The following is a 13,089-nucleotide window of genomic DNA, read 5'->3' on the forward strand; positions in this document are numbered from 1 at the left end:
ATCTCAAAGCCCCTTATGGCTGCTGCCAGAGAATGACAGCCGCCGTTACCAACAAGTTGACGAGCGTCAGCGGCAGGCACACTTTCCAGCCGAAGGACATTACCTGGTCATAACGCGGACGCGGTAACGCTGCGCGAATCAAAATGAACATCATCATGAAGAACGCGGTTTTCAGCGCGAACCAGATGAACGGCGGTAAGAACGGGCCATGCCAGCCACCAAAGAACAGGGTTACCATCAACGCCGAAATGGTGACGATACCGATGTACTCGCCCACGAAGAACAGACCGAACTTCATACCGGAATATTCAATGTGGTAACCGTCGGCCAGTTCCTGTTCGGCTTCTGGCTGGTCAAACGGGTGACGGTGACACACCGCCACGCCCGCGATGGCAAAGGTAATAAACCCAAAGAACTGCGGGATAACGTTCCAGATGTCGGCCTGGTTGTTGACGATGTCGGTCATGTTAAATGAACCGGCCTGCGCCACCACGCCCATCAGGGAGAGACCCAGGAACACTTCGTAGCTCAGCGTCTGCGCGGAAGCACGCATCGCACCCAGCAGCGAGTATTTGTTGTTACTGGACCAGCCTGCGAACAGCACCGCGTAAACCGCGAGGCCTGCCATCATAAGGAAGAACAGAATGCCGATGTTCAGGTCAGCGACCACCCAGGTCGGGCTGACCGGAACGATAGCAAACGCCAGCAGCAGCGAGGTGAAGGCGATCATCGGCGCCAGCGTAAAGATCACGCGGTCCGAGAAGCGCGGAACCCAGTCCTCTTTAAAGAACATCTTGATCATGTCCGCGACCAGCTGGAGTGAACCACCCCAGCCCACGCGGTTCGGTCCGTAACGGTTCTGGAACAGACCGAGCAGACGACGTTCACCAAAGCTCATGAACGCGCCGCAGGTGACCACCACCAGCAGAATCACAACCGCTTTCAGAATGCTCAGCAGGATGTCGATAAGATCCGGCGTTAACCAACTCATGCTTTTGCCTCCTGAAGGTTATCAAGATGCGCACCCGCCAGGACCGGCGCGATGCCAGGCATACCCATCGGCAGACCCACCTGCCCTGCTGACAGGCGTTCAGAAATAATCAGCGGCAGGCTGATTGTCTGGCCGTCGTAGCTAAAGGCAATGTTCGCACCCGCGTTAACGCCAAGCTTCGCGGCATCCGCCGGGTTGAGCTTGATGTACGGCTGCGGCATACGCTGCTGGAATACCGGAGAACGCTGGGACATTTCGTCGCTACCGAACAGATGGTAGTACGGTGCAATACGCCAGTGACCTTCCTGCGCCTGGAAGCTCGCCGGAACGGTGGTGAAGAAGTCCAGACCGGTTTCGGAGGCTTCAATCAGACGCACGCCCGGATCGCCGTGGCGCAGGTGACCGCCCACTTCAGCCTGGAATTTGTTCCATGCCTGCGGGGAGTTCCAGCCCGGTGCCCATGCAAACGGGATTTGCGAACGCGGCGCAGACGGCTGGTTGTTCCCTTCCATCGAGAAGGCGAACATGGTGTCTTTATCCTGCGGCTGACGCGGTTCGTGCACGCTGATGTTGGCGCGCATCGCGGTACGACCGCTGTAGCGGTGCGGCTCACGCGCCAGTTTCTGGCCGCGAATGCGGAAGCTTGCATCCGGCGCGGCATCTTTAATACCCGCCAGCTGAGGCAGTTTCTCAACAACCGCGTCGATAACGTGGTCGAGCTGCGTCCAGTCCACTTCACGGCTCTGCACGGTGCTGTGCAGAGAGTGCAGCCAGCGCCAGCTTTCCAGCATCACGGTGTTGCTGTCGTAGTAGGCCGGGTCATAAACCTGGAAGAAACGCTGGGCGCGACCTTCGTTGTTGATCACCGTCCCGTCACTTTCTGCGAAGCTTGCCGCAGAGAGTACGAGATGCGCTTTGTCCATGATCGCGGTGCGCTGATGGTCGATAACCATCACCAGCGGCGCTCTGGAGAGCGCGGCGTCAACGCGAGCGGCAGAAGCATGGCGATGCAGGTCATTTTCCAGCACCACAACGGCGTCAGCGGCACCGGATTCCAGTTCGCTTAACGCGTCTTCCAGCGAGCCGCCGCCAATCATACCCAGACCGATGCTGTTCACCGCACGGGCAATCATGGTCACACCAACGTCAGCGCCGCGTCCCTTCAGGGCTTTGGCAACGTTCGCTGCGGCCTGAATGATTTCAGCGCTACCGGCGTTGGTACCGGAAATAATCAGCGGTTTCTTCGCCCCCGCCAGCGCCTGAACAATCACGTCGACCTTGTTTTGCAGGTCGCGATCCAGTTCAACGGCCGGCGAGTTGCTGTCCAGCGCGTGGGCAATGGCAAATCCGAGGCGCGCCTGATCTTCAACCGGCGCGCAGTAGGTCCACGCCGCGATATCGTCCAGACGGGTGTTGTCGACGTTAGTCACAAACAGAGGATGCTTCGCGCGCTGACCGATGTTGAGGATGGCCGCAATCTGCCAGTCAGCCACTTTCTGCGCCGCTGCCATTTCACGTGCTTTGCCTTTCACCGCCTGACGAACCGCCAGGGCCGCGCGTGCGCCAGTCTGCGTCAGGTCTTCCCCGAGCACCAGAACCGCATCATAGGATTCGATTTCGCGCAGCGCAGGCGTGTGAACACCGCCTTCACGCAGCACTTTCAGCACCAGCTGGAGACGTTCCTGCTCGCCCTGGGCGATACCGGTGTAGAAGTTTTCCGCCCCAACCAGCTCGCGCAGCGCGAAGTTGCTTTCGATGCTGGCGCGCGGGGAGCCAATGCCGATCACTTTCTTCGACTGACGCAGAATATCTGCCGCGCCCTGCATCGCCTGCTCAGCGTTGAGGGTAATGACGTCATCGCCACGGCGCTGAACTGGCTGACGCGGACGGTCTTTCAGGTTCACATAGCCATAGCCGAAACGACCGCGGTCGCAGAGGAAGTAGTGGTTAACGGTACCGTTGTAACGGTTTTCGATACGACGCAGTTCGCCGTAACGTTCACCCGGGCTGGTGTTACAGCCGAGGGAACACTGCTGGCAGATGCTTGGCGCAAACTGCATGTCCCATTTACGGTTGTAACGTTCAGAGTGGGTTTTATCCGTGAATACGCCGGTCGGACAGATTTCTACCAGGTTACCGGAGAATTCGCTTTCAAGGGTACCGTCTTCCGGACGACCGAAGTAGACGTTGTCATGCGCGCCATACACGCCCAGATCCTGACCGTCTGCATAATCTTTGTAGTAACGCACGCAGCGGTAGCAGGCGATGCAGCGGTTCATTTCGTGAGAGATGAACGGCCCCAGATCCTGGTTACGGTGGGTACGTTTGGTAAAGCGATAGCGACGGAAGCTGTGACCGGTCATGACGGTCATATCCTGAAGGTGGCAGTTACCGCCCTCCTCACACACCGGACAGTCGTGCGGGTGGTTGGTCATCAACCACTCCACCACGCTTTCACGGAACTGTTTGGCTTCTTCGTCATCAATCGAAATAAAGGTGCCTTCGGCGGCTGGCGTCATACAGGACATCACCAGGCGACCACGCGTGTCTTCCGCGTTTTGATATTGCTTCACCGCACACTGGCGGCAAGCACCGACGCTGCCCAGCGCCGGATGCCAGCAAAAGTACGGAATATCGAGGCCAAGAGACAGACAAGCTTCCAGCAGGTTGTCCGCCCCGTTGACTTCGTATTCTTTGCCGTCTACATGAATCGTAGCCATTAGCATGCTTCCAGTTGGCTCGGCCGAAACCGAGCGTTAATCAAAATTCTGTTTTTACCAGCGCGCTTTCAGCAGGTTCGGCTGAATACCATTGATCGAATGGGTATTGCTGAACGGCTGCTTGATGCCTGCTTCGAATTCGTCGCGGAAATATTTAATCGCGCTTTGCAGCGGCTCGACGGCGCCCGGTGCGTGGGCACAGAAGGTTTTACCCGGTCCTAAGAATCGACACAGTTGCTCAAGTGTCTCGATATCGCCAGGCTGGCCTTCGCCACGTTCGATAGCACGCAGGATCTTCACGCTCCACGGCAGACCATCACGGCACGGTGTGCACCAGCCGCAGGACTCGCGGGCGAAGAACTCTTCCAGGTTACGCACCAGGGATACCATGCCGATCTCGTGGTCGACGGCCATCGCCAGCGCGGTACCCAGACGGCTACCTGCTTTACCAATGCTTTCGAACTCCATTGGCAGGTCAAGGTGGGCTTCGGTCAGGAAGTCCGTCCCTGCCCCACCCGGCTGCCAGGCTTTGAATTTCAGGCCATCGCGCATGCCGCCGGCGTAGTCTTCAAGAATTTCCCGTGCGGTGGTGCCGAACGGCAGCTCCCAGACGCCAGGGTTTTTCACCCGACCGGAGAAGCCCATCAGCTTGGTACCAGCATCTTTGCTTGAGGAGATGCCCTGATACCACTCCACGCCGTTCGCAAGGATCGCCGGGACGTTACACAGGGTTTCGACGTTGTTGACGCAGGTCGGTTTACCCCACACGCCGGAGCTTGCCGGGAACGGTGGCTTGGAGCGCGGGTTCGCGCGGCGGCCTTCCAGGGAGTTAATCAGCGCGGTTTCTTCACCGCAGATATAACGCCCGGCACCGGTGTGCACGAACAGCTCGAAGTCAAACCCGGTGCCCAGGATGTTTTTACCCAGCAGTCCCGCTTCGGTGGCTTCGGCAATCGCGCGACGCAGGTTTTCCGCCGCTTCGATGTATTCGCCGCGCAGGAAGATGTAGCCACGGTACGCTTTCAGCGCGAACGCGGAGATCAGCATGCCTTCCACCAGCAGGTGCGGCAGCTGTTCCATCAGCAGACGGTCTTTATAGGTACCCGGCTCCATTTCATCGGCGTTACACAGCAGGTAACGGATGTTCATGGATTCATCTTTCGGCATCAGGCTCCACTTCAGACCGGTGGAGAAGCCCGCACCACCGCGGCCTTTCAGGCCAGACTCTTTCACCGCGTTAACGATGTCGTCCGGCGCCATGCCGCCAAGGGCTTTACGCGCACCGGCATAGCCGTTTTTGCTCTGATATTCGTCGAGCCATACCGGCTGTTTGTCATCACGCAGACGCCAGGTCAGCGGATGCGTCTCAGCAGTACGAATTACAGTTTTCATTTGTACTGCTCCAGCAGGTCAGGAATCGCTTCCGGCGTCAGATGGCTGTGAGTGTCCTCATCAATCATCATGGTCGGCCCCTTGTCGCAGTTACCCAGGCAGCAGGTTGGCAGCAGAGTAAAACGTCCGTCGAAGGTGGTCTGGCCCGGCTTAATATTGAGTTTCTTCTCAATCGCAGCCTGAATGCCCTGATAACCGGTGATGTGGCAGACCACGCTGTCACAGTAGCGGATCACATGGCGGCCTACCGGCTGACGGAAGATCTGGCTGTAGAACGTGGCTACGCCTTCTACGTCACTTGCCGGAATGCCCAGCACTTCTGCGATCGCATAGATCGCCCCATCCGGCACCCAACCACGCTGTTTCTGTACGATTTTCAGCGCTTCAATGGACGCCGCACGCGGGTCTTCGTAGTGGTGCATCTCGTGCTCAATGGCGGCACGCTCTGCTTCACTCAGCTCAAAAGCCTCGGTTTGTGGTTGTTGATTCTCGTGCATAATTAGCGGTCCACATCTGACATAACAAAATCGATACTACCCAGATACACAATCAGGTCGGAGACCAGACTGCCGCGAATGGCGGCCGGGATCTGCTGCAAGTGCGCGAAGCTTGGCGTACGCACGCGGGTGCGGTAGCTCATGGTGCTGCCGTCGCTGGTGAGGTAGTAGCTGTTGATACCCTTGGTCGCTTCAATCATCTGGAAGGATTCCTGTGCCGGCATGACCGGGCCCCAGGAAACTTGCAGGAAGTGGGTGATCAGGGTCTCGATATGTTGCAGCGTGCGCTCTTTCGGTGGCGGCGTCGTCAGCGGGTGATCCGCCTTGAACGGGCCTTCCGGCATGTTGTTGAGGCACTGCTCAAGGATGCGCAGGCTCTGGCGCAGCTCTTCCACTTTCAACATCACGCGGGTGTAGCAGTCGGAAACACCGCCGCCAACCGGGACTTCAAAGTCGAAGTTCTCGTAACCAGAGTAAGGACGCGCTTTACGCACGTCGAAATCAATCCCGGTCGCACGCAGGCCAGCACCGGTAGTCCCCCACTCCAGCGCTTCTTTCGCGCCGTAGGCAGCAACGCCCTGGGAACGGCCTTTCAGGATGGAGTTACGCAGCGCGGCTTTCTCGTAAGACGCCAGACGTTTCGGCATCCAGTCGAGGAATTCACGCAGCAGACGGTCCCAACCGCGCGGCAGATCGTGCGCCACACCACCGATACGGAACCAGGCTGGGTGCATACGGAAACCGGTAATCGCTTCCACCAGATCGTAGATTTTCTGACGGTCGGTAAAGGCGAAGAAGACCGGCGTCATCGCGCCGACGTCCTGAATGAACGTGGAGATGTACAGCAGGTGGCTGTTAATACGGAACAGTTCAGACAGCATTACGCGAATCACGTTAACGCGATCCGGGACGGTGATGCCTGCCAGTTTCTCAACGGCCAGCACGTATGGCATTTCGTTCACGCAGCCGCCGAGGTATTCGATACGGTCGGTATACGGAATGTAGCTGTGCCAGGACTGACGCTCGCCCATCTTCTCGGCACCACGGTGGTGGTAGCCGATGTCAGGGACGCAGTCGACAATCTCTTCGCCATCAAGCTGAAGAATAATACGGAATGCACCGTGCGCAGAGGGGTGGTTTGGACCCAGGTTGAGGAACATGAAGTCCTCGTTTTCGGTGCCGCGCTTCATGCCCCAGTCTTCCGGCTTGAAGGTCAGCGCTTCCATCTCCAGATCCTGCTTGGCTTTGGTTAGCTCAAACGGGTCGAATTCGGTGGCGCGTGCCGGGTAGTCTTTACGCAGCGGGTGGCCGGTCCAGGTCTGCGGCATCATGATGCGCGTCAGATGCGGGTGGCCGTCGAAGGTCATGCCGAACATTTCCCAGGTTTCACGCTCGTACCAGTTGGCGTTCGGGAAAAGTTTGGTGATCGTCGGCAGATGCATGTCGTTTTCAGACAATGCCACCTTGAGCATGATATCCGTATTACGGTCTATTGAGATCAGGTGGTAGAAAACGGAAAAATCCGCAGCAGGGAGACCCTGGCGGTGCGTTCTGAGACGTTCATCCATGCCGTGTAAGTCAAACAGCATGACGTAAGGTTTTGGCAATTTCTTGAGGAAATCGACAACTTCCAGTAATTGCTCACGCTTCACCCAAACAACGGGTACCCCGGTGCGGGTGGCCTGAACAGTAAAGGCATCCGGCCCAAAACGGTTGCGCAGTTCGCCAATGACCGGGTCATCGAGATGATCCCGAGTCTGCCAGGCGGCTTCTTGCGCGGTTAAGTCGGTCATATTGTTCACCATTGCAAATGGTCCGTGGTGACTGTTAAGCCTGGCTTCGCGCTATTTGAGTAGTGATATGCGAAGGTGTTCTCCAGGCCCACAGGCGCAAATTAAATTTCGTCAGGCGTACGCAGGTTGGTGACGGCAATACGTTCACCACGTTTACGCTCGCGCTCAGACTGCATGTTCGCGCGATAGACACCCTGATCGCCAACAACCCATGAAAGCGGGCGTCGTTCTTTACCAATTGACTCCTGGAGCAGCATCAGCGCCTGCATATAGGCCTCTGGACGCGGCGGGCAACCCGGGATGTACACATCCACCGGAATGAACTTATCAACGCCCTGCACAACGGAATAAATGTCGTACATACCGCCGGAGTTTGCACATGCGCCCATGGAGATAACCCATTTTGGCTCCAGCATCTGGTCATAAAGACGCTGAATAACCGGTGCCATCTTGGTAAAGCAGGTCCCTGCCACCACCATCAGGTCAGCCTGACGCGGAGAAGCACGCAGTACCTCGGCCCCAAAACGCGCAACGTCATGCACCGCAGTGAATGACGTCACCATTTCAACGTAGCAGCAAGAAAGGCCAAAGTTGTATGGCCAGATGGAGTTCTTACGACCCCAGTTGACCATGTCGTGCATGGCATGTTCGAGCTTGCCCATGTACACGCTTTTGTTGACTTCTTGCTCCAGGGGGTCGGTTACGATCTCCTGTTTTTGCAGGGGGTAACGGTCATTCTCACCGTTAGGATCTATGCGGGTGAGCGTATAATCCATCTTATTGCCTCGCTGTTACTGCTGACGATTAGAGATACTGTTTTCCGGGTTGATGTGTTCACGGCGTGAACGCACAGGTGTCCAGTCCAGCGCGCCGATACGCACCAGATAAACCAGACCGGCCAGTAACACTAAAATGAAAATTGCGGCCTCGACAAAGCCCACCCAACCACTTTCGCGAATGGAGGTAGACCACGCGAAGAGGTAAAGCGCTTCCACGTCAAAAATGACGAAGAACATGGCTACCAGGTAAAACTTGGCAGACAGGCGTAAGCGAGCGGTACCTACTGAATCAATACCTGATTCGAAAGGTGTGTTTTTGTGCCTTGCGCGGGCGCGACCGCCCAGGAACCAGCCGCCGACTAACATCAGGCAGCACAGGCCAATGGCTACAATAAGAAAGATTGCGAATGCCCAGTGATGAGCGATGACTTCTGTGGATGTTGACATACTCATTGCTTACTCATCAAAAGTGATACCGACGACACTGCTCTTGCTGGCAGATGGGCATCACATCGATTCATGGGGAGGAACAAAATAACCTTACACTAACTGTCAGAAATGAGACATAGACAGCAAAATGATGGGGTTTTTTACTCCTTTCTATAACCTTTTGTCAACTTTAACAAAGGTTTCTTCACATTAAATTACAACGTGCGATTCTCATTAACATTTGGTGCCCTTTAACCCTGGTGGGTACATGACTTTCCGTCAAATGCATCTTGTTGAATCGTGTCCGTTTTGGAAGTAAAAAAAATAACCCTCCTATTTTGACAGGATTTGCCAACGATTCCTCCCCCCAAATGGGAGTATTTTCTTGATCTGAGACACGCTTTTGTTAATTCAATCAAAAAAACAGCAACATATTTCCTGTTTTTTTAACATCGGTGGGGTATGAGGTAAGTTAGAACAGGTCTTGTTTACATCTTAATCAAAAGCATTTTCTGCATTGATAAATAAGCAGTATTTGCTTTATCCCTGTTCCGCCCGCGGTTATGAATAGCAAAAAAAACCACTCGCAGGAAAAAATCATGCGAGTGGCTCTTTTTTGCACTTACATTTTGTTACGAGAATTTTGAGGGAATGATCACTCAAAATCCCCTTCCACGATCAGGGAGTCATCCCCTCCTTCGGGAGTAACAGCCGCGTACTGCCATGGATTGTGGTAGTTTTCCATTGCCTCGAATACCACTTTTGCCAGCTCGTTGTTGCTGGCGGCGTTATGGCACAGCAGGTACTCCGTATCCGGCAACGACGGGAGTCCCTCGGATTGACCCAGCACACGCAGATCGGGGCTCATCATTTCCACCGGACGGGCCGTTACGCCAAGCCCAGCCTTCACCGCCGCTCGCACTGCCGGCAAGGTTGACGCCACGTACGCCAGGCGCCATGGAATACTGGCTTCGTTGAGTGCTGCCAGCACCATATCGCGGAACGGACTGGGATCATCCAGCAGGACCAGGGGTATCGGCTCACCTTTCTGCAATACATACTCCGCGGCACAGTACCAGTGCGTTGGAGAAGTACGCAGCGTCAGGCTGTCAAACTGGCCAGGTCGATGCGTGGTGACCACCAGGTCAACCTCGTTTTCTGTCAGCATCTCAACCATGAAGGCATTGCGTTTAACGCTAACGTCCAGGGCAAGCTTCGGATAAACCGAGCTAATTCGGTTGAGAAGGAAGGGTAAAATGGTATCTGCTGATTCATCTGACGCCCCTAATGTTAACACTCCCTGAAGGTTGCTAAACATTAATGACATACAGGCTTCATCATTAAAGCGCAGTATCTTTCTGGCATAACCCAGAAGCTGAATACCATGTTCTGTTAAAAGCTTATTACGTCCATGACGCGCAAAAAGCTCTTTACCAACCAGTTGTTCCAGCCGCTGCATTTGCTGACTCACGGCGGACTGGGTACGGCAAACGGCGGCAGCAGCTGCTGCAAAAGTGTTGAGATCGGCGACCGCAACAAACGTTCTCAGCAGATCGAGGTCGAGATTCATTATCGGACGATTTGCATTTATCATATCTTTTCACTTTCAGGTTGCTCGTGCGGAGCTGCCCGGGTTGAAGCTGTGTGTAACAGTTAAGCAATTCCTTCTGAAGAGTTTCCCTCGCATCCCGGCCCGGCAGACTGCCTGACAGATAGTTATTGTACTGCGGTATATCACCAGTCAGAAATCACGTTTCATGACGTTATTTTTATTCTCTTGCGTCCAGGATATTTCGTTGTTTGCAGGTCGATGTAAATACCATAAAGAGTAAGACATGTTTTCTGCCATCTATATCGCAGCGTTGCCAGCGTAGCAAGATGTGACTTACCCAATCAGCCAGAGATAACTTTAACAATAACAATCGATTAATACAGAAAAGCAGAAGCCGATATACGTAACAGGCCTATCGCTATGCTGCATTCCCGAAACACATCTTAACCCAAATCCACTATATTTATAAGTCTTATTGCAATATTAAGGAGTTACCGCCAATGATAAGCAACTACACTCTTTTTATTAAAATTAACGAAAGTTGCATTTTCGTCGTTAATAATAAATAAAGTTTAATTTAGATTCAGGCCATTCATTAATAACCCTTAACATTAATTTCACATGAGTAACTTTTAGCCTGGCTTTGCTAATATGGCAATCGGTATCTCAGCATTCAGGTTTTACGAATGATCACTCAGGGGGACTAATGCATCAGCCCGAATCGTCTTTTTATTTACACCAGAATAAAATTCATAGTTACATGCAAATTTTAGCATAAAAAACCCATTAATAACCTTTATTACGATAAATTCAGGCACAAAATCACTACCTCGTTAGAGTAAGCGATCACAGCGACATTCCCCGGTGGAACGAAATCTTCTTCTGTGCGCCCTTCAAAACGAAGCGCGGGGGGAGTACATTGTTCCGTGCACACTTCCACGGCAGGAAGTTGCAATAATAGCGAAAAGGTTAAAGGTTCATGTCCCCTATCGAAAAATCCAGCAAGCTCGACAACGTCTGTTACGACATCCGTGGCCCGGTACTCAAAGAGGCAAAACGCCTTGAAGAGGAAGGCAATAAGGTTCTGAAACTCAACATCGGCAACCCCGCGCCATTTGGTTTTGAAGCGCCGGATGAGATCCTGGTGGATGTGATCCGTAACCTGCCCACTGCACAAGGCTACTGCGATTCAAAAGGGCTTTACTCCGCCCGTAAAGCCATCATGCAGCACTATCAGGCTCGCGGTATGCGCGACGTCACCGTTGAAGATATCTACATTGGCAACGGTGTCTCGGAACTGATCGTTCAGGCGATGCAGGCGCTCCTGAACAGCGGCGATGAAATGCTGGTTCCTGCCCCAGATTATCCGCTGTGGACGGCTGCGGTGTCCCTGTCCAGCGGTAAAGCGGTGCACTACCTGTGCGACGAATCCTCTGACTGGTTCCCGGATCTGGATGATATTCGCGCCAAAATTACCCCGCGCACCCGGGGTATCGTGATCATTAACCCGAATAACCCGACGGGCGCGGTCTATTCAAAAGAGCTGCTGATGGAGATCGTCGAGATCGCCCGCCAGCACAACCTGATCATCTTTGCCGACGAGATTTACGACAAGATCCTGTACGACGCGGCGCAGCACCACTCTATCGCCGCGCTGGCACCCGATCTGCTAACGGTCACCTTTAACGGACTGTCTAAAACTTACCGCGTTGCCGGTTTCCGTCAGGGCTGGATGGTACTGAACGGTCCGAAAAAACATGCGAAAGGCTACATTGAAGGGCTGGAGATGCTGGCATCCATGCGTCTGTGCGCCAACGTACCGGCGCAACATGCGATCCAGACAGCACTCGGCGGCTATCAAAGCATCAGCGAGTTTATCGTTCCAGGCGGCCGCCTGTATGAACAGCGCAACCGTGCATGGGAATTGATTAATGATATTCCGGGCGTCTCCTGCGTGAAGCCTAACGGCGCGCTGTACATGTTCCCGAAAATCGACGCGAAGCGCTTTAATATTCACGACGACCAGAAAATGGTGCTTGACTTCCTGTTGCAGGAAAAAGTGCTGCTGGTTCAGGGTACGGCGTTTAACTGGCCGTGGCCGGATCACGTGCGTATCGTCACCCTGCCGCGCGAAGACGATCTCGAAATGGCCATCAGCCGCTTCGGGCGCTTCCTCTCCGGGTACCATCAGTAGCGCTGACTATCCGCCGGGTAGCGCTGCGCTTACCCGGCCTGCAACATCCGCAAATTTGCATCTTCCCTCTCCTCCCCGCACAATGAAGTCTGTCGCAGTGAAGACATAAGGTAACCTATGAGTCAGAGTCATTTCTTTGCCCACCTCTCCCGCCTGAAACTCATCAACCGCTGGCCGCTGATGCGCAACGTGCGCACTGAAAATGTGTCTGAGCACAGTTTACAGGTTGCCATGGTCGCGCACGCGCTGGCCGCGATTAAAAACCGCAAATTCAACGGGCAGGTGAATGCCGAACGTATCGCCCTGCTGGCGATGTACCACGATGCATCGGAAGTGCTGACCGGCGATCTGCCTACGCCGGTGAAATATTTCAACTCGCAGATTGCCCAGGAATATAAAGCTATTGAGAAGATTGCCCAGCAGAAGCTGATCGACATGGTGCCTGAAGAGCTGCGCGATATCTTCGGGCCGCTCATCGACGAGCATCAGTATACGGAAGAGGAGAAATCCCTGGTTAAGCAGGCCGATGCGCTGTGCGCCTACCTGAAGTGTCTGGAAGAGCTGTCCGCCGGGAATAACGAATTTTTACTGGCAAAAACGCGTCTGGAAAAAACGCTGGAATCTCGTCGCAGCGAAGAGATGGACTACTTTATGCGCGTGTTTGTGCCGAGCTTCCATTTGTCACTGGATGAGATTAGCCAGGATTCGCCGCTGTAGTTTTTTGCCGGGTGGCGGCTCCGCC

At 54.4% G+C, this 13,089-nt stretch carries 10 protein-coding genes; 2 read left to right on the forward strand and 8 right to left on the reverse strand.

Going from position 1 to position 13,089, the window contains the following annotated elements:
* Positions 1-13 precede the first annotated feature (13 nt).
* The 8 genes from nuoH to lrhA all read right to left on the reverse strand — a co-directional run bounded on the left by nuoH (position 14) and on the right by lrhA (position 10,195).
* Positions 14-991, reverse strand: coding sequence for an NADH-quinone oxidoreductase subunit NuoH (gene nuoH / locus BFV63_RS15145; protein WP_003861490.1), 978 nt, complete (start codon positions 989-991; stop codon positions 14-16).
* On the reverse strand, positions 988-3,711 hold the full coding sequence (gene nuoG, locus BFV63_RS15150; protein ID WP_045894496.1) for an NADH-quinone oxidoreductase subunit NuoG: 2,724 nt from the start codon (positions 3,709-3,711) through the stop codon (positions 988-990). The genes nuoH and nuoG overlap by 4 nt, the downstream gene beginning before the upstream one ends.
* A gap of 54 nt (positions 3,712-3,765) precedes the next feature.
* Entirely contained in the window at positions 3,766-5,103 is a 1,338-nt protein-coding gene (gene nuoF, locus BFV63_RS15155) for an NADH-quinone oxidoreductase subunit NuoF (RefSeq protein ID WP_003861487.1), read from the reverse strand.
* A complete protein-coding gene (nuoE, locus tag BFV63_RS15160) occupies positions 5,100-5,600 on the reverse strand; it encodes an NADH-quinone oxidoreductase subunit NuoE (protein ID WP_003861486.1) in 501 nt (166 codons plus the stop codon). The genes nuoF and nuoE overlap by 4 nt, the downstream gene beginning before the upstream one ends.
* Positions 5,601-5,602: 2 nt before the next feature.
* Complete coding sequence (gene nuoC, locus BFV63_RS15165; RefSeq protein ID WP_003861484.1) at positions 5,603-7,405, reverse strand: NADH-quinone oxidoreductase subunit C/D; 1,803 nt, start codon at positions 7,403-7,405, stop codon at positions 5,603-5,605.
* An 89-nt stretch (positions 7,406-7,494) separates the two neighbouring features.
* Positions 7,495-8,169: an NADH-quinone oxidoreductase subunit NuoB gene (nuoB, locus tag BFV63_RS15170; RefSeq protein WP_003861482.1), complete on the reverse strand. Its 675-nt coding sequence runs from the start codon at positions 8,167-8,169 to the stop codon at positions 7,495-7,497.
* Positions 8,170-8,184: 15 nt separating this feature from the next.
* Positions 8,185-8,625: an NADH-quinone oxidoreductase subunit NuoA gene (gene nuoA, locus BFV63_RS15175; RefSeq protein ID WP_003861475.1), complete on the reverse strand. Its 441-nt coding sequence runs from the start codon at positions 8,623-8,625 to the stop codon at positions 8,185-8,187.
* 631 nt (positions 8,626-9,256) lie between these two features.
* Positions 9,257-10,195: a transcriptional regulator LrhA gene (gene lrhA / locus BFV63_RS15180; RefSeq protein WP_003861473.1), complete on the reverse strand. Its 939-nt coding sequence runs from the start codon at positions 10,193-10,195 to the stop codon at positions 9,257-9,259.
* A 937-nt stretch (positions 10,196-11,132) separates the two neighbouring features.
* On the opposite strand from lrhA, the gene alaA reads away from it, so the two are divergent.
* Together alaA and yfbR are read left to right on the forward strand one after the other, a co-directional pair.
* A complete protein-coding gene (gene alaA, locus BFV63_RS15185) occupies positions 11,133-12,347 on the forward strand; it encodes an alanine transaminase AlaA (RefSeq protein WP_003861471.1) in 1,215 nt (404 codons plus the stop codon).
* A gap of 117 nt (positions 12,348-12,464) precedes the next feature.
* The gene (yfbR, locus tag BFV63_RS15190) at positions 12,465-13,064 is read left to right on the forward strand and encodes a 5'-deoxynucleotidase (protein WP_003861468.1); all 600 of its coding nucleotides are present in this window, start codon (positions 12,465-12,467) and stop codon (positions 13,062-13,064) included.
* Positions 13,065-13,089: the final 25 nt, after the last annotated feature.

Source organism: Enterobacter hormaechei subsp. xiangfangensis (assembly GCF_001729785.1).
In the GTDB taxonomy this organism is placed as follows: Bacteria; Pseudomonadota; Gammaproteobacteria; order Enterobacterales; family Enterobacteriaceae; genus Enterobacter; species Enterobacter hormaechei_C.